Consider the following 24,428-nt stretch of genomic DNA (forward strand, 5'->3'; position numbering starts at 1 on the left):
AATTATGTCAAACTTTGTAGATTACGTAAAGATTCATTGTAAAAGCGGACATGGAGGAGCAGGTTCTGCCCACCTAAGACGTGAAAAATATATTCCTAAAGGAGGTCCTGACGGTGGTGACGGAGGTCGCGGCGGACATGTCATCATGAGAGGGAATGCACAGGAATGGACTTTACTTCCACTTCGATACACGCGTCATATAAAAGCAGAGCGTGGTGAAAATGGAGCAAAAAACCAGCTTACCGGAGCTGATGGTTCTGATATTTATATTGATGTTCCCATTGGAACTATCGCTAAAAATGAAGAAGGAGAGATCATCGGGGAAATTCTTGAAGATAAGCAGGAGATTATTTTGATGCTGGGTGGAAAAGGTGGAAAAGGAAACGAACATTTCAAATCATCGACCAATCAAACTCCAAGATATGCTCAACCTGGAATGGATGGTGAGGAAGGCTATGTTGTTTTCGAGCTTAAAATTTTGGCAGATGTAGGTTTAGTTGGATTTCCAAATGCTGGAAAATCTACCCTTTTAGCATCTGTTTCTGCAGCAAAGCCTAAAATTGCAAACTATGCTTTTACCACTTTAACTCCCAACTTAGGAATTGTAGACTACAGAAATTACAAATCATTTGTAATGGCTGATATTCCTGGGATTATTGAAGGAGCAGCTGAAGGAAAAGGATTAGGACACAGATTCCTGAGACATATTGAAAGAAATTCAATTCTTTTATTTTTAATTCCTGCAGATTCTGAAGATCACTACCAGGAGTTTAAAATTCTGGAAAATGAGCTGGTAGAATATAATCCTGAACTATTGGATAAAGATTTCATTATTTCCGTTTCTAAATCCGATCTTTTGGATGATGAGCTGAAAAAAGAAATTGCGGCAGAATTTCCTGAAAACAGACAACCGTTATTTTTCTCCGGTGTTACAGGAGAAGGTCTGGTAGAGCTGAAAGATGCTATCTGGAAGAAACTACATGGATAAAATACTGTTTGAATTCATCGGTCTTACTTTTAAAAAGTAGATTACAACAAAATAAATAACCCCGGAATTTTTTCCGGGGTTTTGTTTTGGTCTCAATTTCCATTCTGTTGTTGGAAGTAAGATTCCACAGGAACCGGAGAAAAAAAAACCCTTTTGGAACAATTATTGAGAGATATTCAGAAATTTAAACTATGAAATATATCCTGAGTTTTTGTGCCCTAGTACTCATATTTTCATGTACTTCTCAAAAAGTAAATTCGAAGTACTCAACCGTTGAATATGAAGCCACTCCCTGTTTCGGCTTTTGTCCTGTTTTTAAAATGACAATCCAGCCGGATAGAACCGCAGTTTTTGAAGCAGAACACTTTAATTTCAGTGAAAAGCCTTCAAAAGATGAGTTTTCCAATCCGAGAGAGGGAACTTTTACAGGAACCATTAAAGAGGAAGATTACCATACATTACTCAAGTTACTGGATGGTTTAGAGGTAAAAAATCTAAAAGATAAATATGGTGAAAAAAATATTACAGATCTCTCCACTTCTTATTTAAGGATTAATTTTAGTGATGGAACTTCTAAAAATATACAGGATTACGGAAAAAGGGGAAATGAGAAACTGTCTAAAGTTTATCATTTTTTTGAAGACCTCAGAAAAAATCAACACTGGACTAAAGTAAAATAGTTTCGGGTAACAATATTTAAATTATTTTTGCATAAATAATTCCTTCATCTGGGAGGAATTATTTTTTTTATAAAAACATTAATCATTTAATTCAAAAAAATGAAGAAGAACATTTTATCTGCAATATTATTTGCAATATCTACTGTGGTATGTGCCCAAAGCTCAAGTATGAGTTTTGGTGTAAAAGGTGGGTATACGTTATCCAGTATGAAGTTTTTTGACGCTAAATTAGATTCAAAATCCTATTTCTATGTAGGCGCTGTGGCAGAGCAGGCACTATCTCCAAAATTTGCAGTACAGGCTGAAGTTCTGTATACCCAACTGGGAGGTAAGGAATCATACCCATGGACCCAATTAGTAGGGAATGAAGTAGTAAATATGGGAGATATGAATTTTGAATACCAGATGAATCAGATACAGGTTCCAATTTCTGCAAAGTATTATTTTATTCCTAATCTTTCGGCTTCTGTAGGAATGAACATTGGAATCAATGTTTCAACAAAGATAAAAACAAGCAGCCTTTTCAATGATATGGCTAAAGATAATTATGCCGGAACAAAAACGATCAATCTCTTTCCTTTCTTAGGAGCTGAATATAAAATTAATGATCAGTTTTTTGTAGATGCCCGTTATCATTTTGATTTTATAGAAACCAATAAAAGTCAGCACGTCCCTACGAAAGTTGGTTTTTTACAGGCTGGTGTTGGGTATAGATTTAAATAATCTTTATTGATTACCATACAAATGGCTGCCCGGATATGGGCAGCCATTATTTTTGATAAAGGAAATCTCAATTTATTTTTTAATAAACTGTTTCGTGATCACTCCGGTTTCGGTTTTGATTCTGATCATATATGATCCGGACGGAAGACTTCTTACATCCACTGTATTACGGTTTAAAGTAACATTTACTTTTTTACCTGAAATATCAAATATTTCAGCTTCGTCAATCTTTACAGATGTTTTAATGCTTAGAATATCTGTAGCCGGATTAGGGAACAATTCAACATTAGTTTTCTTCTCCATTCTTTCCTTCTTATCCAGTTCTAAAAGCATTACCTTCGGCTCATGTTGAGCCTGCCCGCTTCTTTGTATCATTTCAGGTTTTCTGCAAGGAGCAATAAAGGCATGATACCTGGATCCCATTTCCATAGATGTTCCCGGTAAAAGATTAATACTTCCGCCGGATTGCATGGTAATATCATGTTTAGGACCCAAAATATATCTATCCTTAGTGGTGATCTTCTTACCAATTTCATAATAATGAGACATATTAGGCTCAGTAGTCAGTACCAGATTCTCTATACATGGGGAGCCTTCAGAGCTTTCTTTCATAGGAAGTAATTGGGGCAGCCCATACTGAGTTTGTCCGTTTCCTAAATGTACAGCATTGAAATCCACATTCATATTGGGACCGTATACGTCAGGATTTATCACTTTACCTAAAAATGAGCTAAATGATTTACTTACATACACCTCTCCATATTTATTTCTCTGAAGAGTCATACCTGTGTGAAGCGGTGCGTTGGTTTCAGTATAAATTTCCGTATGCAGCACATTGGAAGATGTAGAATTTACCAGATCAACAGCATGGATGTTTTCATAGCCCAGGAATAATACAGAGGCATCCTTATTAAATTCAGGAACATATGCTCTCAATCCGTTTATCTGCAAGGAAAAATCATTTGTAAGCTGCCCTGTAGAGGAATTGAATGAATAAACTTTATTAACATAATAATCCGGCGATGGATATGGGTTTAGTGAATCAGCCCAAAAAGAAATGCAGATATAATGAGAGTAGATACCATTATTAAGTCTTGGAGACTGTCTCACACTAAAATATTTATAATTGCCAAAAGTTACCGGAAAATTGAGATTACTTACAATTGGTGCTCCATTAGCAAATCCCTGATTACTCAGCTTATAACTGTAAAGCTTTGTTCCGTTCGGAATTAAAACCCAAAAAGACTGATCCGTACTATTGGGAATGATAGTTACCGCTTCTGAATCAAAATGATTCCCTACATTATCCAATACTGCAATATCTTTAGCTCCCGGCAGCACATCACCAAGGGGAAGCCCATTAGTTCCTATACTCCCCAAAGTCATGTCAACAATTGAGTAGCTTATATAAAATGAGCTTCCAGCATTTTCCCCTGTTGTAAAAACATAGTACTGATTATCATTTGCCGGATTTTTTACTATAGCAAGCTGCTGGGCACTGTTATTTTGCTGCGTGATCAAAGTACCATTAGGCATCACCTGATGCTGCCTGTTCCAAATCCTTTGACCATTCATATAAAAAAGAAGCTTTCCGCTTGCATCACTTGCGGTACCACATCCTTCAAGAGCTTCCATATTACTGTTATTTACAGCAACAGGAGTAGAAGATGAAAAGTTGAGTGCCGCGTTATTTCCAAAATACCAGTTATCATTTTCGCCTTGGGCAAATACCATATTGACTCCAAAACCTAGTAGTAATAAGAGAAAAAATTTCGTTTTCATAGGCTATTGTTTAGAAGAATTAACCTGTTTTTTTAACGTTTCAATTTCCATTTTTTGAGCTTTTAATTCTTTATTCTGATCTATTAAATGCAGCGTAAGTTCTTCTACTTTTTTCAGCAAAAGAATATTCATTTCTTTAAGCTCAATCCCATTTTTTATGGCTTCTTCAGTAGTAGGAACTTCCGGTAAATGCCCATTTTTATCGATAAACTGTGCCAGATCATTCAAAGGCATCAGCTTATAGTCTTTTTCAAAAACATAGTCTGCCCATCCGTTATTGGCAGCAATATCTACTTTTACTCTTTCTGTTCGGATTCCTTCTTTTACAAACAGTTTATATTTCTGACCATCAGGAGCAATGCCATCGGCAGGAAGCTGAGTCGTAAACTGTCCTATACCAATAGTTCCATTATTTCCTACAATCCAGTTTCCGATGTTCAGTTCATTTTGAGGCGAAGACATATAGGGTGTAATAAAATTTCCGATAAAAATATTATTATCCCCTGAAAGAATGGCTTTGGCATTGGAAGAACCAACTGCTATATTATTAGTTCCTCCTGCCAGGCTTACCAAAGAGCTTGTGCCCACTACCGTATTATTCTTTCCAGCAGTTAAATATCTTAATGCATCCCAGCCAATCCCTACGTTATAATCCCCGGCTAAAGATCCTGATCCCATCGCGCTATTTCCTATACCCACATTTCCTGTCCCTTGTTTAAAATATTCCAATGAATTCATTCCCACCGCAACATTCATTGTAGCATCTATGGTATGTCTCATACTATTCTGCCCTACAGATACATTATTATCTCCACTGCTGATTGATGACATCGCATTATTTCCCAAAGCCGTATTACCATTACCTGTTGTATTTTGGGTTAGAGATCCCATTCCAAAAGCTGTATTAGATGACCCCGATGCATTATCCGTTCCACCTCCAAAAAAAAGGTTTTTATCCCAAACCATACCTGGCGATGTAACATTAAAAAATATAAACCTCCCATTAGGAGTAATCTTCATTTTCTCTGCGTTGTTTGTTTTAAAGACTAAGGATTGGTTATCCGTGGTTCCAATAAAATTAGTTCCTGGAGTGGTTCCTGCATTTCCGGTAAGGTTCCATTGTGCATTGGCTGTAAAACTGAAAACAGCAGCAAGTAAAACGATTGTTTTTTTCATGATTAAAAATTATTTTGGCTATTTATTTGATTTTTAAGCTTTTCTATGTCTTCATTTTGTTTTTTCAGCTGATTTTTCTGATCAAGCAATTGTTTATTCTGATCTATTAAATGTAGGGTCAATTCTTCCACTTTTTTAAGCAAAAGAATGTTCATTTCTTTAAGTTCAATTCCATTTTTAATGGCTTCTTCTGTAGTAGGAACTTCCGGTAGATGCCCATTTTCATCAATAAATTGAGCCAGATCATTCAAAGGCATCAGCTTATAATTTTTTTCAAAAACATAGTCTGCCCATCCGTTATTGGCTGCAATATCTACTTTCACTCTCTCTGTTCGGATTCCGTCTTTTACAAAAAGTTTATATTTTTGTCCGTCAGGAGCAATGCCATCGGCAGGAAGCTGAGTCGTAAACTGTCCTATACCAATAGTTCCATTATTTCCTACAATCCAGTTTCCAATATTCAATTCATTTTCAGGAGCCGTTGTATTATAAGGAGTGATAAAGCTTCCAATAAAGATATTGTTGTTTCCTGAAGTGATTAGTCTGGCATTGGAATGCCCTACATTAATATTGTTAGAGCCTTTGGCAAGAGACCTGAAAGATTCTCCTCCAAGAATTGTATTATAACTTCCCACCTGGATATATCTTAGAGCACTGGTACCTACCGCTACATTAAAATCTCCTACCAGACTGCCGGAGCCTAATGTTGAATTTCCAACTCCCACATTTCCAACCCCTGTCTGAAAATACTCTAAAGCATTCATTCCTACTGCCGTATTAAAATTACCTGACACTGTATTTCTCATTGAATTAAGCCCTACCGCTACATTGAGCTCTCCACTGGTCATCAAGGACATGGCATTATTCCCGACCGCTGTATTTCCGCCTCCTATTTTATTTTGAGTAAGTGCTCCCATTCCAAAAGCCACACTTCCGAAAACAGTTGCATCGTTTACCCCACCTCCGAAAAACAGATTTTTATCCCATACCTGGCCCGGTGTCGTCACATTAAAAAATACAAATCTTCCATCCGTGCCTATTTTCATCTTTTCTGTATTATTTGTTTTGAAGACTAAAGGCTGGCCGTCCGTGGTCCCTATAAAGTTGGTCCCTGAAGTTGTTCCGGCATTTCCGGTTAGGCTCCATTGGGCATTGGCTGTTAAACTGAAAACAGCAGCAAGTAAAATGATTGTTTTTTTCATGATTAAAAGTTATTTTTTGACTTTACATTTTTTTAAGAGAAGGAAAAATGAGTCTTCATCTGCCCTCGTGAGTTAATATTTTTTTGATAAATGGTATAGAAATTATTCCTTCTTTAGCTCTTATTTATAAAAGCTAAGTTCTTAGAAATTTATTTTTACGATCTCTTGTATTTCCGTTAAGGCGTAGATTAAATTGTATACCTGTCATATGGAATGAATGTCAGCAGCTATATCAACGGTAAGAATATCTGAAACATAGGGTTGTTGTATTCTCGGTATGCCTCCAAGATTGAGTATATGCATTTAATCCTGCAATAAATACAGGGAGGAGGATTATTTTTCTCATGGTTAGTTTTTATTATCATTTCAAATGGATATCACAAGCACTAAAAAGATATTATGCCGCTTCAATGAAATGTTATATTTTTCAAAAATAATATAAATATAATTAAAAATATAAACTAAAAATAAAATAATACGAAAACAAATTAATAACCACGCCATAAAACAGGGGTAAAACTGGAATATGATAAACCTAATAGCGGATCAGGAGAGCAAAACTAATTCTTAAAAATATTTAGATTACCTTTGCAGAATGTAATTCTTTCAGGCTGAAGGAATTTTTATTTAAATTTTAAAATAATTCATTTGAATTTTACAGACTTACAATTAATAGAACCTATTGCAAAAGCAATCCAGGAACAAGGGTATACTAATCCTACTCCCATTCAGGAAAGATCTATTCCTGAAATCTTGAATGGCAGAGATTTTTTAGGATGTGCGCAAACCGGAACAGGAAAAACAGCGGCCTTTTCTATTCCTATTTTACAGAACCTATCTAAAAAGAAAATTTCTAACAATCATATAAAAGCCTTAATCCTTACTCCAACCAGAGAACTGGCGATCCAAATAGAAGAAAATATCAATGCTTATGGTAAATATCTTCCATTAAAACAGCTTGTTATTTTTGGCGGGGTAAAACAGGGCAACCAGGAAGCTGCACTGAGAAGAGGTATTGATATTCTGGTGGCTACACCGGGAAGACTTCTTGACTTCATTGCTCAAGGCATTATCAGCCTTAAAAACATTGAGATCTTTGTGCTTGATGAAGCGGACAGAATGCTTGATATGGGTTTTGTACATGACGTTAAAAGAGTAATTAAGCTTTTGCCTCAGAAGAGACAGACATTATTCTTTTCCGCAACAATGCCCGGAGAGATTCAGAAATTGGCTAATTCCATACTGAATAATCCTGTAAAAGTAGAGGTAACACCTGTTTCTTCTACAGCAGATACTATCAAACAGTCTGTTTATTTTGTAGAAAAAGATAACAAACTAAACCTGTTATCACATATTCTTCAGAATGACATCTCAGATTCTGTATTGGTATTTGCCAGAACAAAACATGGTGCTGATAAGATTGCCAGAAAGCTTCAAAAAGATAATATCTCTGCAGAAGCCATTCATGGTAATAAATCTCAAAATGCGAGACAAAACGCACTGAATAATTTCAAATCCGGAAAAACAAGAGTGCTTGTAGCTACAGATATTGCAGCGAGAGGGATTGATATTGATGAATTAAAATTCGTAATCAATTTTGAGCTGTCTGATGTTTCTGAAACATATGTACACAGAATTGGAAGAACAGGAAGAGCTGGTGCAGAAGGAAATTCAATATCTTTTGTAGACGGACTTGATCTTCTTAATCTAAAAAATACAGAAAAACTTATCGGAAAGAAAATTCCGATCGTAAAGGACCATCCATTCCATACAGATGATTTGGTTGCTCAAAAAAGAGATTCAAACAATAAACCGATGTCTGGAGGAGGCGAAAGACAAGGCCCGAGACCAGCAAGGACTCCCAATAATAAAAAACCGGCTGCATCCACAGGATTTAAAAAGCCTAAGAATAAAAATTTCACCAGAAAGAAATAAAAATAAAAAAGCCTTTTCAAAAATTGAAAAGGCTTTTTATTTTATCTTATATCCAGTAAAAAGTAGTCTACTTAAATAATTTCTTTGCATTTTCACTGGTAATCCTATCAATCTCTGAAAAATCTTTCCCATAGATATCTACCAGTTTCCCGGCAACTAAATCAAGGTATGAGCTTTCATTTCTTTTTCCTCTGTGAGGAACCGGTGCCAGATATGGAGAATCTGTTTCCAGAACAATCTTCTCTAAAGGGATTTCTTTCAGAAACTGGTCTATTTTACCATTTTTAAAAGTAACTACCCCACCGACACCCAAAATAAAGTTAAGGTCTATAGCATGCTTCGCCTGCTCCAGATTACCCGAAAAGCAATGGAAGATCCCTCTGAGCTTCGGGTGTTTTTTTCTTTCAAGTACTTCAAATGTTTCGTCAAAGCTTTCTCTTGTATGGATCACAATAGGAAGATCTTTTTCTATGGCCCAGTCAATCTGCTGTTCAAAAGCTTTCACCTGAATATCAAGAGTAGTTTTATCCCAATACAGGTCGATTCCTATCTCTCCTATCGCCGGAAAATTTCTTTGATCAAGATAGTCTTTTACGATTTCAAGTTCTTTTTCCCAGGATTCAGGCTTTACATAACAGGGATGTAAACCCATCATTGAAAAAATCTGTCCGGGGTATTCGGTTTCCAGCTGAAGCATCTTTTCATGAGACTCAGAATCAATAGCAGGAAGATAAAACTCTGTAATCCCTTTATCTATAGCTCTTTGAATAGCTTCTTTTCTATCTTCATCAAATTCTTCTGCGTATAAATGTGTATGTGTATCAATCATTTTCTTATCATTTTAACAGATCTTCATAAGGATTTTCCAGATTCATCAGCATTCCAAATGCCGGTTCTGTCTTTATTCCCTGTTTTTTCAGTTCTATTATCTTCTTTTTAAATTCTTCTCCTTTTTCCTGTAGTATCCTGTATTCGGTAATCATATGCCTGTAAGCATTCTGTTCTCTGGCGGGTTTGTTCTGACCAAAAATCTCAATGGGAAATTCTTCCAGCATAAAGTTTAAAACGATACTTGCTTCACCATTCACCATTATATTTTCAACCTTAACATCGGCTTCCCGAGGAATTAGTTCATATAAGCTTAGCTCTTCCAAAAAATCCTCTTTAGATCTAAGGTCTACTTCACAAATAATGTCCAGATCGCTACCTGCAATATCGATTTCAATGGGAATGGTTCCGGCCAATAAAGGTGAATAATTACTTAGCTTTTCAAAGACCTTATATTTTGTGAGTACTTCAAAAGCCCTCTTTTGTCTTTCATTTCCATTTTTCAAATAATCAATCTGCGTAAAATCAGTCATTTGAAAATATCTTATGTTTTACTTTCGTTCGTTGATTTTCAATTCTCTGATCCAGTTTTTCCCGGAATTCAATAAACTTCGGATCTTTTTTATCGCTTGTTTTATGTTCTAAGGCTTTGGTAATTTTAAAATTTTCTTTAATAAAATCTTTTGTATCCTCAGAAAAATAAGCATCCCCAAATTTGTCAAAAATATAGTTTACAGCCTGGGTACTGGGATGAATCATATCTTCCTTATAAAAACGGTAATCCCGGAGGTCATCCATTAAAATTTCATAAACAGGCAAATAATGACAATCTTCGAACACGGATATAGATTCATGAATAGCGGTAATGAGTTTGGATTTACTCAGCTGGTTCTCAATCATTCCGTCTTTGGTATGTCTTACCGGTGAAACGGTAAATAAAATCTGTACATCTTCTTTACAAATATCCTTAAGATCTAAAATTGTATTGTAAATAGAATGTGTCAGTTCCTGATGGGAAAGCAATTTTTTTTCGAAAAACTTCTGGGGAATCTTATGACAATTGGCAACGAGTTTTTTCTTTGGAATAAATTCATAGATAAATGAAGTTCCATAGGTAATAATAATCCAGTCTGTCTCCTGAAGAAAAGCATTGCCTTCTTCAATCGCCCCATTGATTTTATCCAAAGTCTGATGAATATACCGTGTATCAAAACTTGTATGATGATCCAGTGAAATATATTCTTCATTATACGTGATCAGATCCTCTTCTTCATAAAATAATGAATCATGGAGTATCTTTACTTCATTACGAATAGAAAAGGGGTTAAAAATGGTTCCAAAAGGATTATTAAGGGTCTGCAGCTGTCCCTGCTGCAATAGATCAGTCATTTCTGAAGCAAAGCACGAACCTATTGAAAATATTTTATCTTCAATCTCAATTTTCTTTTCTGATTTTTTAATATCAACCTCAGTTCTGAATTTCATTTTTTCCAGGGAGTAGAAATTAGGTAGCAGGTAATAAGTTCTTATTAACGAAACCTGCTACCTGCCAGCTCTTATCTAAAATCTTATTTAGCTTTCTCTTCTCAACAAATAATTGGCCAGTTCTATAAACGGCTTCTTCTTTTCTTCAGGGATATCAATTTTCTGAAGATAGCTCTGCCCTATTTCATTGTGTTTCTCAATTAAACGAAGCGCTCTATCATCTACTTTTGTTCTTCTGAAGATCTTTTCAACTCCATAGATTTTATCTACGTTATCTGTCTTCTTAGAATACCAGTAATCCAGTTCCTTTCTTTCTTCTTCCGTGGCATGTTCTTTTGCCAGTAAATAAAGAACCGTCTTCTTATTTTCATAGATATCTCCTGCATGTTTCTTACCAAACTGAGCCTGGTCTCCGAACACATCAAGATAATCATCCATAATCTGGAAAGCAATCCCAATATGTTTCCCGAAATTGAAAATAGCTTTGGCATCTTTAAAATCCGCTCTTGCAATCAGTGCACCGATCTCAAAAGAAGAAGCACTCAGAACTCCTGTTTTATAAGTAATCATTCTGATATAGTCATCAAAAGTCACATCTTTCTGAGTCTCAAAGTTGATATCATACTGTTGCCCTTCACATAATAAAAGCCCTGTATGGGTAAAAATCCTGATACAGGCTTTGAAAATTTCAGGCTCCAGGTCTTCAAAGAATTTATAGGCTTTAAGCATCAGTCCGTCTCCGGAAAGAATACCTACATTGATTCCATGTAGCGTATGGATAGTGGGCTTATTTCTTCTTAAAGGAGCCTCATCCATAATATCATCATGGATCAGTGTGAAATTATGGAAAAACTCTATAGCCAAAGCAGGCTTTATAGCCTCCTTCAGGTCTCCTCCAAACAGATCACATGCCATCAGTACCATAATAGGACGAAGACGTTTTCCTCCATGAGAAATGATGTAATTCATCGGATCATAGAGTTCTCTGGGCTTATCTTTAAAAGTATACTTATTGATGGCGTCACCAACGATCTGCTGGTATCTGTCTAAAAATTCCATAAATTCTTATAATTTGAACAAAAATACGATTTTTCGGGGCTTTATAAAACAAAAAACTTTGCCCTTATGGACAAAGTTTATATGATTTTTTTAATTTTTATCTTAAGATAAGAAACTTACTAAAAGATAGGTAATTCCTGCTACAATAGCTGAAATAGGAATTGTAAGTACCCAAGCCCAAAGTAAGCTTACTGTAATCCCCCATCTTACCGCAGAAATTCTTTTCGTTAATCCTACCCCGATGATAGAACCTGTAATTGTATGGGTTGTAGATACAGGAATACCAAAGTGGTCAGTAATGAATAGCGTGATTGCTCCTGCAGTTTCTGCACTTACTCCTTCCAATGAGGTTACTTTTGTAATTTTAGTCCCCATTGTTTTGATAATTTTCCAACCACCACTCATAGTACCTAAACCGATTGCCAGGAAGGAAACCAAAGGAACCCAAAGATAATGTTGTGCAAAGTAATCAAAACGTCCTGCGGAAGGAATATTCAGATAAATAGGATCATGCAGCATCTCCACATGATAATAAATCAATGCTGCTCCTATAATCCCCATTACTTTCTGTGCATCATTCAAACCATGTCCTAAGCTAAATAAAGCTGAAGAAGCCAACTGTAATCTTTTAAAAGATTGGTCTGCTTTGTGTGGATTTGATTTTTTATAAAGATGAACAATAATTAATGTGATGATAATGGAGATAATCATCCCTATAATCGGTGCCATGAAGATGAACAGGAAGATAGGAATTACTTTATCAAATTTCACAACACTTTGTGTCGTTACCTGATGTAAGGCATGTTTACAGGTTTCAAAGAAGCCTAAAGCTGGTTGAGCTGCTGCCACATCGTGATAATCCATCATAAAAGCATGCATTAAAGCAGCTCCCAGAAACCCACCAATTAAGGTATGTGATGATGAGGAAGGAATCCCAAACCACCATGTCAAAAGGTTCCAGGCAATAGCCGCTACAAGACCTGAAAATATAACTTCAAGGTTGATGAAATTCTCATTGACCGTTTTCGCAATTGTATTACCAATTTTAAACTCTCCAATAATATAAGCAGCAATAAAAAAAGCGGCAAAGTTCCAAAGTGCTGCCCAAAGTACAGCCTGGAATGGAGTTAAAACTTTTGTAGAAACAATGGTTGCAATTGAGTTGGCTGCATCATGAAAACCATTAATATAATCGAAAATTAAGGCTAAAGCAATAATAACCGTAAGTAAAATAGGAAATTCCATTTTTTGCTATGTTATGTATTGTTTAGGCGTATTTAATCATGATGTTCTCAATCGTGTTGGCAACATCTTCTGCTTTATCAGTTACTATTTCAAGATAGTTCAATACAGATGAAACTTTGATGATATTGATAGCATCATTGGTTTCAAACAATTCTACCATTGAGTTAGACAGTAAATCATCTGCAATATTCTCAATAGAGTTTACTTTGATACAAGCTTCTTTTACCTGCTCCATATTCTTGAAACCTTTAAGGTTTTTCATAGCATTCTGGATTTCAAGACATGCTTTGTGGATCAACAAAGAGAAGTCTGAATAAGCCTTCATCTCAGGTGATTTGTACAAAAAGATATATTTTGTAGAAGCGTAGATGTAATCGGCGATGTCATCTAATCCTGTTGCCAAAGTGTGAATATCTTCACGGTCAAAAGGAGTAATGAAGTTTTTCCCCAGTTCTACGAAGATCTCGTGAGTAAGTTCATCATTTTTATGCTCGAAGTCGCTCATTTTTTTCAACATAGAGTCATCATTAAGATCGAAATCTTTGATTCCTGTGTTGAAGTCTTCAGACATTGCAACTAGATTTTCGGTTACTTTTTCAAAAAGCACGAAAAAGATTTTATCCTTTGGTTGAAAAGCGTGGAAAATATTACCAATTCCCATTTTTTAGTATTTATAATTCGAGTGCAAATTTCCTAAAAAAGGATTTGACCTGAAACTATCTAACATTAAGTTTTGTTAACATTCGCTTACCATTTGATAATCAAATAAAAAAACCGGCATTACTGCCGGTTTTATATAGTGTCAATAAGGGTTTAGTTTGCCACTTCAGCCCTCATATCTTTTCCTTTGAACTTCATTGACTGAATATTGCTAAGGACATTGTCTTTGAATGATTTCTCAACTTCGAAGAAAGAGAACTTTTCCAAGATTTCAATATCACCAATTTCAGCTCTTTTCTTGGTCTTTCCTCCAGCAGTAGCCTGATTAATAATATCTAAAACATCAAGCTTCTTCAAGTGATCTTTCTTTCCAAGATTAAAGAAGAATCTTACCATATTCTCATCTTTTCTTCTTGGCTTTCCACCACGGTCTCTATCTCTTCCGCGATCTCTGTCTCTGCTATCTCTGCTATCTCTGTCTCTTCCACGATCCCTGTCTCTATCACGACCACGGTCTCTTCTTGAGTAATCGTCATCTCTGCTGCTCAATTTCTGCTCAACAAGATCGTGTTTGTCTTTGTAATATAAAGCAAGATCTTTCAATTGGAACTGTAGCAACTGGTGCACCAATTCTTCTTTTGTAAAGTTGCTTAGATCAGGAATCAGACTATCATCAAACGCAAAAAGATCTTCGTGTTCTGTTAATAGTTTTTCGAAAACACCACCTACCTGAGCTTTGATAATCTGCTCACCTGTAGGAATGAATTTTTCGTTGATCTCAATCTTTGTTGCAGATTTGATCTGCTTCAGCTTTCTGCTTTCTTCAGGCTTTATTAAGGCCATAGAAATACCGTCTTTTCCTGCTCTACCTGTTCTTCCACTTCTGTGAACAAATACTTCAGGATCATCAGGTAAAGAGAAGTGAATAACGTGAGTCAGAGAGTTTACATCCAATCCTCTTGCTGCAACGTCTGTAGCGACAAGAATATCGATGTTTTTCAATCTGAATTTCTTCATTACCGTATCTCTCTGCGCCTGAGAAAGGTCTCCATGAAGTGCATCTGCTGCATATCCATTCTGCATCAAGAAATCAGCAACCTCCTGAGTTTCCATTCTCGTTCTACAGAAGATAATGGAATACTGATTAGGGTTTGCATCGATCAATCTTTTCAATGCTTCTTTTTTCTGACGGTAACCTACCACGTAATATTCGTGCGTAATGTTCTTCTTCACTTCGTTGATAGAACCTACTGAAATACGGTGTGGTTTTGTAAGGTAATTTTTGGAAATTCTTTCCACCTCTTTATTCATCGTCGCCGAGAATAAGAAAGTCTGTTTAGTTTCCGGAGTTTCGCTTAAGATGGTTTCCAATTCGTCTTTGAATCCCATAGAAAGCATTTCATCAGCTTCATCTAATACCAACCAATGAATAGCAGAAAAGTCTAATGCTTTTCTGTTGATAAGATCAATTACTCTTCCCGGAGTTCCCACGATAATCTGTGGTTTATCCCTCAAAGATCTCATCTGCTCTACAATACTACTTCCACCATACACCGCTGTGGTTTTGATGTCTTTCATGTACTTAGAGTAATTCTTTATGTCTTTAGAAATCTGAAGACATAATTCCCGTGTCGGACAAAGCACCAATAATTGGATTTTGCGACTCGTATCGTCAATCATATCCAAAATCGGAAGCGAAAACGCTGCTGTCTTGCCTGTCCCTGTTTGCGCAAGTGCGATCAAGTCGCGAATATCTGAAAGAATAAAAGGGATAGTCTGTTTTTGGATTTCTGTTGGGCTTTCGTAGCCCAGTTCGCCAATTGCCTTAAGAATATCAGGACTTAAATTGGTTTCCGTAAATAAATTCATTAACTATTTTAAAATTTTTGCAAAGATACAATAAATATTTGACTTGTTTTTGAATAAAGTTTTAAATATACAATCTTAAATTCAGAATCCTTTAATATTTTTTTAATTTTTTGAAAATTAAATCTAAAAAAACAAGCTTCAAGTTAAAGACTTGTTAAACATTATTTTTTTTTATTAAATTGGATTGATTTTTTCTGTGTTATTTATGAATTTTCAAAAATAAAACCATGAAAAGTAAATTTTTCTTTTTGATATTCTCATGTGCAGCCTTTGAAGTATCCGCTCAAACACACCATTATCCAGCCAGCTGGACTCTAGAAAATTGTATTGAATATGCAAAAGAGAACAATATTTCTATCAATTCGCTAAGGCTTTCAAAAAATTCCGCAGAACAGGATCTTCTTCAGGCAAAAGATGCCAAATATCCTACTGTAAGCGGAACAGTATCCCAAGGACTTTTTGCATTAAACGGCGGCAATGGTTTACAGCTTACGGGCACTCAGTCACAGAGTATTGGAGCTAATTCTTCCATGACCCTTTATCACGCCAATTATATTAAAAATAATGAAACTTCCAAAAATCTGCTGGTTCAGATGGCAGATTTATCCGTACAGGAATCTGAGAATAATATCGCACTCGGTATTACACAGGCTTACCTTACTATTCTGATGAATCAGGAAAACATCATTTCTCTGGAAAATGTTCTGAAAACTACTCAAACTCAGTTAAAACAGGGAGATCAGTTTTACAGAGCCGGAAATATTTCAAAATTAAATTATCTTCAGATTCAGTCACAGGTTGCCCAAGATGAATATAATTTAATATCGGCTCAGAATAATCTCAGAACCAATACTGTCAATTTAAAACAAATTCTACAATTGCCTTTCACCTATGATTTTCAAATTGTAAAACCGGACAGTATTGTAGTGGATGACCAGCTAAAAGCACTTGCAGATGTTCAGCATCTTGCTCTAAATCAACGTCCGGAAGTAAAATATGGAGAACTGAGTGTGGAAAATTCCAATACCAATCTTAAAATGGCCCAAGCTTCTATACAGCCTACTCTAAGTCTTACCGGAAATATTTCAACCAATTATTCTTATGGCAATGGAAATTATTTTAATCAGCTAGGCAATAATTTTTATTTACCGATAGGACTAAGTTTAGGGATCCCCATTTACAATAACAGAATCTACAAAACCCAGATTGAGAAGTCCAAAATTGCCATAGAGCAAGCGAATCTGGATTTACTGAATACGAAGACTATTCTCAGCCAACAGGTTGAACAATCATATATCAACCTTCAGAATTCTCTGTCTCAGTATGATTCTGCATCAAAGCAAATGGATATCAGCAAACAAAGCTATGATATCGTAAATGCACAGATGAAGATAGGCAGCATTGATTATGTACAACTCCAGCAGCAAAGACTGACTTATGTACAGGCTATCCAAAATTATCTGCAGGCCAAATACACTGCAGTTCTCAATAAACAGATCTATGAATTTTACGCAGGTAATCCTATAAATCTAAAATAAACGATGAAAACAAAAAATAAAAAATGGTTATACTGGATTGTTGGCGGCATCATTATTCTTGGTGCAGTCTGGTTTTTCTTCATTAGAGAGAAAGAAATAAAAATCCAGCTCGAAACCGTAAAGCCTGAAATGGGAGAAATTTCAAACTCAATCACGGCGACAGGAACAATACAGCCTGTAGATACCGTTGCCGTGGGTACACAGGTATCAGGAATTATTAAAAATATTTATGTGGATTTTAACTCTACAGTAAAAAAAGGCCAGCTCCTGGCTACCTTAGATCCGGATTTATTACAATTTCAGTCAGAACAGTATAAAGCTAACCTCCAGAATGCAAGGAGTAATCTTGCCTATAATGAGATCAACATCAACCGGCAGTCTCAGCTTTATAAAGTAGGAGCTATCAGCCAAGCCGACTTTGACAATGCCACGAATCAGTATAATATTGCAAAAGCACAGGTAGGATCCGTTACAGCCCAGCTGTCCACAGCTAATAAAAACCTGTCTCTTACCAATATTTATTCACCTATAGACGGAACAATTCTCAACAGGAATGTAAGCGAAGGTCAGACCGTAGCTTCAAGTTTCAGCACTCCTACCCTTTTCAGTATCGCAAAAGACCTTACCAAGATGCGGGTTCGTGCTTCAGTAGATGAAGCTGATATCGGAAATGTAAAGGTAGGACAAAAAGCAACCTTTACCGTGGATGCTTTTCCTGATGAAATATTTGAGGGGCAGGTTGCAGAAGTTCGTCTTCATCCAACCGTATCGTCCAATGTAGTGAATTATACCACCATCATCAATGCAGATAACTCCGGTTTAAAACTTAAACCCGGCATGACCGCCAATATCAATATTTACACCCAGATTGTAGAAAATATCATGAAAATCCCTGCTGCGGCAACCAGCTTTAGGCCGGACAGTCTGATCATCCAGAAATATAAAATCAGTTCTCCTTTCGCCAATGATAAAACCCATGAAAAAGGACAAAGAAAAAAACAAAACAAAGGAACAGATAAAAAGGATGAAGCCACAGTTTGGGTCATCGCTAAAGACAGTACAATATCCCGTAAAAAGGTAAAAACCGGAATGGATAACGATACGGAAATACAGGTAATTTCAGGGCTGAATACAAACGACAATATTATTACCGGTTACAAAGTTCTTTCTAAAAAATCTTCCGGCGGTCAGGCAAAAAGCCCATTTATGCCTCAAAGAAGAAGTGGTGGCAACAATAAGAACAGCGGCGGCGGTGGACCTAGACCATAGCAATAATGAATTCCTAATTTTGGATTCGTTATTTTAAACAGCAAGTAGCAAGTAGCAAGTAGCAAGTAGCAAGTAGCAAGTAGCAAGTAGCAAGTAGCAAGTAGCAAGTAGCAAGTAGCAAAACTAACACTAAAGTCATGGCAGAGAAAATTCTGGAGATCATGGATCTGAAAAGGGAATTCAGAATGGGCGAAGAAATTGTCCATGCGCTGAAAGGAGTCACTTTTTCTGTAGAGAGAGGAGAGTTTTTAACGATTATGGGAAGCAGTGGATCTGGCAAATCCACTCTGCTCAATATTCTGGGATGTCTTGACAAACCTTCGGCCGGAGATTATATATTGGATAATGTGAATATCAAAGAGCTGGACCGCGATAAACTTGCCGTTCTCAGGAATCAAAAAATAGGATTTGTCTTTCAGTCTTACAATCTTCTTCCCAGGACTACAGCCAGGGAAAACGTGGAGCTTCCCCTTCTTTACAACTCAAAAGTTTCTACGGAAGAACGCTATCAGCGTTCATTACAGGCACTGGCTGCTGTAAAACTGGAAAGCAGAGTGGACCATCTTCCTAACCAAATGTCTGGTGGGCAGCAACAAAGGGTTGCCATTGCCCGTGCATTGGTCAATGAGCCGGTAATGATCCTGGCGGATGAGGCTACGGGAAACCTTGATACAAGAACATCCTATGAAATTATGGCATTGATGCAGGAATTAAATACACAGGGACGAACAATTGTTTTTGTTACCCATGAACCTGACATTGCCACTTTCAGTAGCAGAACAGTTACTTTAAGGGATGGAAAAGTAATTAAAGACATAAAAAATGAAAATATAAAATCTGCCAGAGAAGCCCTGGAAAATCTTCCGGTCAACGATGATTACAGATAGTTTTACAATAAAAAATACATGCAATGAACCTTTCAAATCTCTTCAGAATTGCCTGGAAAGCTCTTCTACGGAACAAACTTCGGGCATTTTTAACAATGCTCGGAATCATTATTGGTGTCGCGTCGGTTATTGCGATGACTGCTATTGGGGAAGGTTCAAAGAAAAGCATCAGTGATCAGCTTTCTTCCATGGGTTCAAATATGATTACGATCAGACCTTCAAGCAATATCAATGTTTCCGGAGGGGCCAGAATCGGAGCTTCCGGATTACAGACTCTGAAACCACAGGATGCCGAAGCTATTTCAAAAGGCGCTCCTGATGTCTCTTTTGTATCACCGGCAGTACAAACCAACGGCCAGTCTATTAACGGTCCTAATAATTGGCCTACGCAGCTACAGGGAGTCAATGAAGATTATTTCAGTATCAGAGACTGGAGCATTGCAAACGGAAGCCTTTTCACTAAAAAAGACGTCACCTCATCCAATAAGGTCTGTCTTTTAGGACAAACGGTATACACCAATCTGTTTCCTAATGGTGAAAATCCGATAGGGGCAACCATCAGATTTAATAAAGTTCCGATGAAAGTAATAGGTATATTGGCACCCAAGGGTTCCAATGCTTTCGGACAGGATCAGGATGATGTGATTATTGCACCCTTTAATACGGTTCAAAGAAGGTTTTTAGGAATCACTTATGTTCAGACTATTTATGCAGCTTCAAGTAATGAAAACACGTCCCAACAGGCTACAGACCAGGTTTCGGAGATATTAAGAAAGCAACATAAACTGCCTGCTGACGGGAATAATGATGACTTTAGTGTAAGAACCCAGGCTGAACTTATTTCAACCATGAGCTCTACCAGCCAGCTTTTGACAGTTCTTTTATCAGCAATAGCGGGAATCTCCCTGATAGTAGGAGGAATCGGGATCATGAACATTATGTATGTTTCCGTTACTGAAAGAACCAAAGAGATCGGTCTTAGAATGTCTATCGGAGCCAGGGGAAAGGATATTTTATATCAGTTTCTTATCGAAGCAGTACTGATTAGTATTACCGGTGGAATTATTGGCGTAATTTTAGGTATTTTAACCTCAAATCTGGTCACTTATTTCTTATCTTGGCCTACTTTTATCACAGAATCATCTATTATCGTTTCATTTATCGTCTGTGCTGTCACAGGAGTCTTCTTTGGATATTATCCTGCATTAAAAGCTTCCAAACTTGATCCGATTGAAGCATTGAGATATGAATAATTGCAAAAATTTTTAAATAGATATCCGGATAAAAAAATTGTATTAGAAAACAGAAGACCATCTCAGTGTTGAGACAGTCTTCCGTTGGTTTTTCTAACAATTAATGATTAGGCACACATCTTAAAAATGTAGGATCTCCATTAAGTGCCTGACAATAGCACTCGTAAAGATAATTTCCACATTGTTCTCCTACTTTACTGCAGTAAGATCCACAGCTGTATGCAGCCGCTCCTCCCTGTAACTTTTTCAAATCCATTCTTGAGATTTTTTTCAGATTTTTCATAGTATGTACGTTGTAATAAGTTGGTATCTCAAAGCTAAAAAATAAAAATCCCCACCTCGTGAACTCCAGTTTAATTTTTGGTAAACGCAAGTTTATTTTTTAACTTCGTTTAAAAATAAATCGGCAGATCATCTTTCTTTACAACCCATAGTAATCCAACCTCACAAAATGAATACAATACAACCGGAAACACTTACATTTCTAAAAAAGCTAACCAACAACAATAACCGTGAATGGTTCACTGAGAACAAAAGTCTCTACACAGAATCACAGGAGAATGTGATTTCTTTCCTTGAAGATTTAATCAAAGAAATGTCAGGTTTTGATGAGAATCTGGCTAAAATAGATCCCAAAAAAGCCATGTTCAGAATTTACAGGGACACCAGGTTTTCAAAAGATAAAGTTCCATATAAAACCAACTTCGGAGCCTCTTTAGGAATGGGTAAAGGAAGTCAGAAAGGAGGATATTATCTTCATATTGAACCCGGAAAATCATTTCTAGCCGGCGGAATCTACATGCCTGAATCTTCTGTTTTGAAAGAAGTAAGAAAGGAGGTTTCTTTGTATGGTGATGACTTTCTCAAAATTTTAAATCATAAAGATTTCAAAAAGCATTTTCCTGAACTTGATCAGGATGATAAACTTAAGAAAGTTCCTCAGGGTTTTGAAAAGGAAGATCCTATGGCAGAATATCTGAAACTTAAAAACTTTATCGTACTCTACCATTTAAAAGATGAAGAAATACTGGATAAAAAAGCGGTGCAAAATCTGACAAAGATCTTTAGCCTCATGAAACCTTTTAATGACTTTCTGAATACTCCTTTTGTCTAACCAATCCGGAAACTGCTTGATAAAATAGTTCAGTTAAATTCTTACTGATACGGCAAAATTCTCTTTACCTCCCATTGATATGCCTTATAGGTAATATTGGGGAGAAAAAACAGCCATGCTTTATCATTTTATGCTGTTCCAGAATCTTTAAAACAAGCTGTTTATTAGCCGAAGGAGTCTCCCGGACAAAGGAAAAACCTGTTATATCTCATTTTTCCTCAAAACTATCCGGAAATATTACCTACTGAGAATCAATATATTATATTTAACATTTTTTAAGATAAGTTTTACATTTTTGCTTATCTTTGCTGTTCGTCAAAAAGCTAAGGATGTCTTTATACCAAAAAATTGCAGAAAAACTACAATATATAAGTCCGAATTTCTACAAAAAAAGATATTTTAAGACCTTAAACAATCTTAATAAAAATAATTTTTCGGAACGCAATGTAGAACCGGAACTGGTATGGATCAAGGAATACCTTCCAAAGAATGCTGTAATTCTGGATATTGGTGCGAATGTAGGAACTTTCCTTTATCAGTTGGAAAACAAGTTGGATCATGAGCATATTTATGCTTTTGAACCTAATAAAAAGCTTTACCAGCGTCTTAAAAGACTGTTTCCCACGATGCAGATTCTTCCGTTGGCCCTTTCTGACGAAAATACGACAGCTGAATTTAAAGTTCCTGTCATTAATGGAAAAACAATTGCTTCCCGGGGAACCTTAAATACTTCTTATAAGGAAAAAGGGGAAGAGAAAAGCCTTACTGAAAAAGTGAAGGTTATTAAATTGGATGATTGGGCTGCCCTGGAACATTTTGACAAACTGGATTTCATCAAAATAGATGTTGAAGGAAATGAGATAAAGACTCTTCTGGGAGCAAAAGAAACCATCAGACAGTTCCGACCGACCTTAATGGTTGAAATGGAACAAAGACACCACCAAACGCCTATATGGAATGAAATCTCTGAAGTGCAAAGCTGGGGATATGAAGCTCAATATCTTAACAGAGACAGCTTTATACTGCAAACACTTACAGAGGACATTTTACTGCAAAATACAAGTGACGAAAAAAATAAAACTCAGTATATCAACAATATTATTTTTATACCTAAAAACATTTAAAACAACTTTATGAGCGTAGTAGCGAGACAAGGCTTCAAATATTCCATTATCGGTTATATTGGTTTTTTGCTGGGCACGGTTTCCGCAATATTCATTTTCCCCAATGACTTTGAATTTTACGGAAAACTTCGCTATATCCTTCCTACTGCCGAAATGTTGGTTCCTTTTGTAGTATTGGGTATTTCTTATTCTAATGTAAAGTTTTTTCACTCGGTAGAAAAAGACGGTAAGAAGCAGAATATGCTTTCATTATCACTGCTCACTGTTTTTGTTAATTTTCTCATTTTTGCGGCAGTGTTTTTTGTACTGCCTTACTTTTATCCGAAGTTCAGACACTCGGAAGCATGGAAGATCAAAGAAATGATTCTTCCATTAATTTTGATTCTTTCGTTCTGCGCTATCTTCAATAAGTACACTTCCAACTATAAAAGAATTGTAGTTTCCAATATCTTTGATAATCTATTTCCCAAAATAGCCAATCTGGGGGCTTTTTGTTTATTTTATTATTTTGCTCTTTCTCAAAAAGTTGCTTTTGCCTTCTTTTTCGGAATCTTTGCTTTAATGCTTTTTGGATACATCTATTACACGAACAAACTTGAAAAGATACATCTCGATTTTAATACAGATTATTTTAAGAAAGATGATTTATGGAAAAAGTTTTTCAACTACAGCTTTTTTGGGTTTCTGGGGACTTTCGGAAATTACCTGGCCATCAACAGTTTTATGATTGGTGAATTTATGGGAATGGAAGAGGTAGGAATTTATTCTGTACTGTACGCCCTTATTTCACTGATTTCTATTCCCCAGTTGGGATTATTTAATATTTCGGCCCCTATTATCAACAAAACACTTGCTGACGGAGATATGGAAGAGCTGGACAGGTTTCACAAAAAAACTTCGCTCTCTTTATATTTTCTAGGTGCAGTATTATTCTCATGCATTATGGTGGGATTTCCTTACCTGACTCAGTTTATGCCAAAAAACGGGACTATGCTAAGAGAATATGAGCCTGTAGTCTGGATTTGGGGATCTGCCGTTTTAATAGATCTGGCAACCGGTTTCAATGGAAATATTATTTCTCTCTCAAAATATTACCGATTCAATATTCTGGTAATGCTTTTATTAGCAGGATTAACCATTGGACTAAATTATTACTTCATAAAAAATACAGATCTGAAACTTATTGGAATTGCCCTATCAACCGCTATTTCATTATCTGTTTACAATATCATTAAAATCATCTTTAATTATATCGTGTTTAAGGTATCACCTCTGACTATTGAGATGATTTTCGTTTCCATTATCTGTACTCTGGCAATTACCGTAGCTATTGTCCTTCCTAACTTCAATAGCAATCTTATCAATCTGATTTATAAACCGACCGTTGTATTGATATTGATTTATATAGGAAACTATTTCACCAAGATATTCCCTATTGAAGATTATCTGAACATGAGGTTCATTAAGAGTGTTTTCAAATTTAAATAGAAAGGCTAAGATATAATTTTAGATACAGCACAGCTTAAAACAATGCTACAGTACCAGGAATGTCAATCTTCTGCTTCAATTAAATCCAATACTATCATATAAAACAAAAACGCTCCGTCCGGA

The 24,428-nt window shown here is 36.1% G+C and carries 22 protein-coding genes; 11 read left to right on the forward strand and 11 right to left on the reverse strand.

Annotated features, from left to right (window positions below; all coding sequences use genetic code 11):
- The first annotated feature begins 4 nt into the window (after positions 1-4).
- The 3 genes from obgE (at position 5) to B8967_RS21705 (ending at position 2,391) form a co-directional block, all read left to right on the forward strand.
- Positions 5-988, forward strand: a complete 984-nt coding sequence (gene obgE / locus B8967_RS21695; RefSeq protein ID WP_047487047.1) for a GTPase ObgE — start codon at positions 5-7, stop codon at positions 986-988.
- Positions 989-1,179: 191 nt separating this feature from the next.
- Positions 1,180-1,668: a DUF6438 domain-containing protein gene (locus B8967_RS21700; RefSeq protein ID WP_047487054.1), complete on the forward strand. Its 489-nt coding sequence runs from the start codon at positions 1,180-1,182 to the stop codon at positions 1,666-1,668.
- A gap of 99 nt (positions 1,669-1,767) precedes the next feature.
- Complete coding sequence (locus B8967_RS21705; protein WP_084087840.1) at positions 1,768-2,391, forward strand: porin family protein; 624 nt, start codon at positions 1,768-1,770, stop codon at positions 2,389-2,391.
- A gap of 72 nt (positions 2,392-2,463) precedes the next feature.
- Here the strand turns inward: B8967_RS21705 and B8967_RS21710 are convergent, their stop codons facing one another.
- From B8967_RS21710 to B8967_RS21720, 3 genes are read right to left on the reverse strand one after another with little or no spacing between them, the layout of a single operon-like run.
- Positions 2,464-4,173, reverse strand: a complete 1,710-nt coding sequence (locus B8967_RS21710; RefSeq protein ID WP_084087841.1) for a T9SS type A sorting domain-containing protein — start codon at positions 4,171-4,173, stop codon at positions 2,464-2,466.
- A 3-nt stretch (positions 4,174-4,176) separates the two neighbouring features.
- On the reverse strand, positions 4,177-5,349 hold the full coding sequence (locus B8967_RS21715; protein ID WP_084087842.1) for a hypothetical protein: 1,173 nt from the start codon (positions 5,347-5,349) through the stop codon (positions 4,177-4,179).
- Between the two features lie 2 nt (positions 5,350-5,351).
- Entirely contained in the window at positions 5,352-6,551 is a 1,200-nt protein-coding gene (locus B8967_RS21720) for a hypothetical protein (RefSeq protein WP_084087843.1), read from the reverse strand.
- Between the two features lie 648 nt (positions 6,552-7,199).
- Between B8967_RS21720 and B8967_RS21725 the strand changes: the two genes are divergently transcribed.
- The gene (locus B8967_RS21725) at positions 7,200-8,486 is read left to right on the forward strand and encodes a DEAD/DEAH box helicase (RefSeq protein ID WP_047487071.1); all 1,287 of its coding nucleotides are present in this window, start codon (positions 7,200-7,202) and stop codon (positions 8,484-8,486) included.
- A gap of 67 nt (positions 8,487-8,553) precedes the next feature.
- Here the strand turns inward: B8967_RS21725 and B8967_RS21730 are convergent, their stop codons facing one another.
- The 7 genes from B8967_RS21730 to B8967_RS21760 all read right to left on the reverse strand — a co-directional run bounded on the left by B8967_RS21730 (position 8,554) and on the right by B8967_RS21760 (position 15,632).
- Positions 8,554-9,315: a TatD family hydrolase gene (locus tag B8967_RS21730; protein ID WP_084087844.1), complete on the reverse strand. Its 762-nt coding sequence runs from the start codon at positions 9,313-9,315 to the stop codon at positions 8,554-8,556.
- Between the two features lie 7 nt (positions 9,316-9,322).
- Positions 9,323-9,847 carry a DUF4269 domain-containing protein gene (locus B8967_RS21735; protein ID WP_084087845.1) on the reverse strand — a complete coding sequence of 175 codons (525 nt, stop codon included), beginning with the start codon at positions 9,845-9,847 and terminating at the stop codon, positions 9,323-9,325.
- Entirely contained in the window at positions 9,840-10,799 is a 960-nt protein-coding gene (locus tag B8967_RS21740) for a GSCFA domain-containing protein (RefSeq protein WP_084087846.1), read from the reverse strand. Before B8967_RS21740 ends, B8967_RS21735 begins: the two co-directional genes overlap by 8 nt.
- 87 nt (positions 10,800-10,886) lie before the next feature.
- Positions 10,887-11,858 (reverse strand): polyprenyl synthetase family protein, encoded by a 972-nt coding sequence (locus tag B8967_RS21745; RefSeq protein ID WP_047494488.1) that lies wholly within the window; start codon positions 11,856-11,858, stop codon positions 10,887-10,889.
- Positions 11,859-11,960: 102 nt separating this feature from the next.
- Positions 11,961-13,103 (reverse strand): inorganic phosphate transporter, encoded by a 1,143-nt coding sequence (locus B8967_RS21750; protein ID WP_047494485.1) that lies wholly within the window; start codon positions 13,101-13,103, stop codon positions 11,961-11,963.
- A 22-nt stretch (positions 13,104-13,125) separates the two neighbouring features.
- The gene (locus B8967_RS21755; RefSeq protein ID WP_042723220.1) at positions 13,126-13,764 is read right to left on the reverse strand and encodes a DUF47 domain-containing protein; all 639 of its coding nucleotides are present in this window, start codon (positions 13,762-13,764) and stop codon (positions 13,126-13,128) included.
- A 152-nt stretch (positions 13,765-13,916) separates the two neighbouring features.
- Positions 13,917-15,632: a DEAD/DEAH box helicase gene (locus tag B8967_RS21760; RefSeq protein ID WP_047494481.1), complete on the reverse strand. Its 1,716-nt coding sequence runs from the start codon at positions 15,630-15,632 to the stop codon at positions 13,917-13,919.
- Between the two features lie 227 nt (positions 15,633-15,859).
- Between B8967_RS21760 and B8967_RS21765 the strand changes: the two genes are divergently transcribed.
- The 4 genes from B8967_RS21765 (at position 15,860) to B8967_RS21780 (ending at position 20,579) form a co-directional block, all read left to right on the forward strand.
- Positions 15,860-17,170, forward strand: a complete 1,311-nt coding sequence (locus B8967_RS21765) for a TolC family protein (protein WP_084087847.1) — start codon at positions 15,860-15,862, stop codon at positions 17,168-17,170.
- A gap of 3 nt (positions 17,171-17,173) precedes the next feature.
- Complete coding sequence (locus B8967_RS21770; protein ID WP_084087848.1) at positions 17,174-18,439, forward strand: efflux RND transporter periplasmic adaptor subunit; 1,266 nt, start codon at positions 17,174-17,176, stop codon at positions 18,437-18,439.
- Between the two features lie 137 nt (positions 18,440-18,576).
- The gene (locus B8967_RS21775) at positions 18,577-19,326 is read left to right on the forward strand and encodes an ABC transporter ATP-binding protein (RefSeq protein ID WP_084087849.1); all 750 of its coding nucleotides are present in this window, start codon (positions 18,577-18,579) and stop codon (positions 19,324-19,326) included.
- A gap of 23 nt (positions 19,327-19,349) precedes the next feature.
- Positions 19,350-20,579, forward strand: a complete 1,230-nt coding sequence (locus B8967_RS21780; RefSeq protein WP_084087850.1) for an ABC transporter permease — start codon at positions 19,350-19,352, stop codon at positions 20,577-20,579.
- 100 nt (positions 20,580-20,679) lie between these two features.
- Here the strand turns inward: B8967_RS21780 and B8967_RS21785 are convergent, their stop codons facing one another.
- The gene (locus B8967_RS21785) at positions 20,680-20,862 is read right to left on the reverse strand and encodes a bacteriocin-like protein (protein WP_047494478.1); all 183 of its coding nucleotides are present in this window, start codon (positions 20,860-20,862) and stop codon (positions 20,680-20,682) included.
- A gap of 168 nt (positions 20,863-21,030) precedes the next feature.
- Here B8967_RS21785 and B8967_RS21790 point away from each other — a divergent pair, with 168 nt between their 5' ends.
- The 3 genes from B8967_RS21790 to B8967_RS21800 all read left to right on the forward strand — a co-directional run bounded on the left by B8967_RS21790 (position 21,031) and on the right by B8967_RS21800 (position 24,305).
- Complete coding sequence (locus B8967_RS21790; RefSeq protein ID WP_084087851.1) at positions 21,031-21,693, forward strand: DUF2461 domain-containing protein; 663 nt, start codon at positions 21,031-21,033, stop codon at positions 21,691-21,693.
- Between the two features lie 329 nt (positions 21,694-22,022).
- Positions 22,023-22,817, forward strand: a complete 795-nt coding sequence (locus tag B8967_RS21795) for an FkbM family methyltransferase (protein WP_047494474.1) — start codon at positions 22,023-22,025, stop codon at positions 22,815-22,817.
- A 9-nt stretch (positions 22,818-22,826) separates the two neighbouring features.
- On the forward strand, positions 22,827-24,305 hold the full coding sequence (locus B8967_RS21800; protein WP_047494472.1) for a lipopolysaccharide biosynthesis protein: 1,479 nt from the start codon (positions 22,827-22,829) through the stop codon (positions 24,303-24,305).
- Positions 24,306-24,428 lie beyond the last annotated feature (123 nt).

This window comes from Chryseobacterium sp. YR221, assembly GCF_900176315.1.
Lineage (GTDB): Bacteria > Bacteroidota > Bacteroidia > Flavobacteriales > Weeksellaceae > Chryseobacterium > Chryseobacterium rhizosphaerae.

Excerpts from the sequence above, each read along its gene's own strand:
- B8967_RS21740 (WP_084087846.1), bottom strand. The coding sequence starts at position 10,799 with ATGAAATTCAGAACTGAGGTTGATATTAAAAAATCAGAAAAGAAAATT.
- B8967_RS21785 (WP_047494478.1), bottom strand. The coding sequence starts at position 20,862 with ATGAAAAATCTGAAAAAAATCTCAAGAATGGATTTGAAAAAGTTACAG.
- B8967_RS21745 (WP_047494488.1), bottom strand. The coding sequence starts at position 11,858 with ATGGAATTTTTAGACAGATACCAGCAGATCGTTGGTGACGCCATCAAT.
- B8967_RS21790 (WP_084087851.1), top strand. The coding sequence starts at position 21,031 with ATGAATACAATACAACCGGAAACACTTACATTTCTAAAAAAGCTAACC.
- B8967_RS21800 (WP_047494472.1), top strand. The coding sequence starts at position 22,827 with ATGAGCGTAGTAGCGAGACAAGGCTTCAAATATTCCATTATCGGTTAT.
- B8967_RS21755 (WP_042723220.1), bottom strand. The coding sequence starts at position 13,764 with ATGGGAATTGGTAATATTTTCCACGCTTTTCAACCAAAGGATAAAATC.
- B8967_RS21795 (WP_047494474.1), top strand. The coding sequence starts at position 22,023 with ATGTCTTTATACCAAAAAATTGCAGAAAAACTACAATATATAAGTCCG.
- B8967_RS21765 (WP_084087847.1), top strand. The coding sequence starts at position 15,860 with ATGAAAAGTAAATTTTTCTTTTTGATATTCTCATGTGCAGCCTTTGAA.
- obgE (WP_047487047.1), top strand. The coding sequence starts at position 5 with ATGTCAAACTTTGTAGATTACGTAAAGATTCATTGTAAAAGCGGACAT.
- B8967_RS21700 (WP_047487054.1), top strand. The coding sequence starts at position 1,180 with ATGAAATATATCCTGAGTTTTTGTGCCCTAGTACTCATATTTTCATGT.
- B8967_RS21780 (WP_084087850.1), top strand. The coding sequence starts at position 19,350 with ATGAACCTTTCAAATCTCTTCAGAATTGCCTGGAAAGCTCTTCTACGG.
- B8967_RS21775 (WP_084087849.1), top strand. The coding sequence starts at position 18,577 with ATGGCAGAGAAAATTCTGGAGATCATGGATCTGAAAAGGGAATTCAGA.
- B8967_RS21715 (WP_084087842.1), bottom strand. The coding sequence starts at position 5,349 with ATGAAAAAAACAATCGTTTTACTTGCTGCTGTTTTCAGTTTTACAGCC.
- B8967_RS21710 (WP_084087841.1), bottom strand. The coding sequence starts at position 4,173 with ATGAAAACGAAATTTTTTCTCTTATTACTACTAGGTTTTGGAGTCAAT.
- B8967_RS21735 (WP_084087845.1), bottom strand. The coding sequence starts at position 9,847 with ATGACTGATTTTACGCAGATTGATTATTTGAAAAATGGAAATGAAAGA.
- B8967_RS21760 (WP_047494481.1), bottom strand. The coding sequence starts at position 15,632 with ATGAATTTATTTACGGAAACCAATTTAAGTCCTGATATTCTTAAGGCA.
- B8967_RS21750 (WP_047494485.1), bottom strand. The coding sequence starts at position 13,103 with ATGGAATTTCCTATTTTACTTACGGTTATTATTGCTTTAGCCTTAATT.
- B8967_RS21705 (WP_084087840.1), top strand. The coding sequence starts at position 1,768 with ATGAAGAAGAACATTTTATCTGCAATATTATTTGCAATATCTACTGTG.
- B8967_RS21770 (WP_084087848.1), top strand. The coding sequence starts at position 17,174 with ATGAAAACAAAAAATAAAAAATGGTTATACTGGATTGTTGGCGGCATC.
- B8967_RS21730 (WP_084087844.1), bottom strand. The coding sequence starts at position 9,315 with ATGATTGATACACATACACATTTATACGCAGAAGAATTTGATGAAGAT.
- B8967_RS21720 (WP_084087843.1), bottom strand. The coding sequence starts at position 6,551 with ATGAAAAAAACAATCATTTTACTTGCTGCTGTTTTCAGTTTAACAGCC.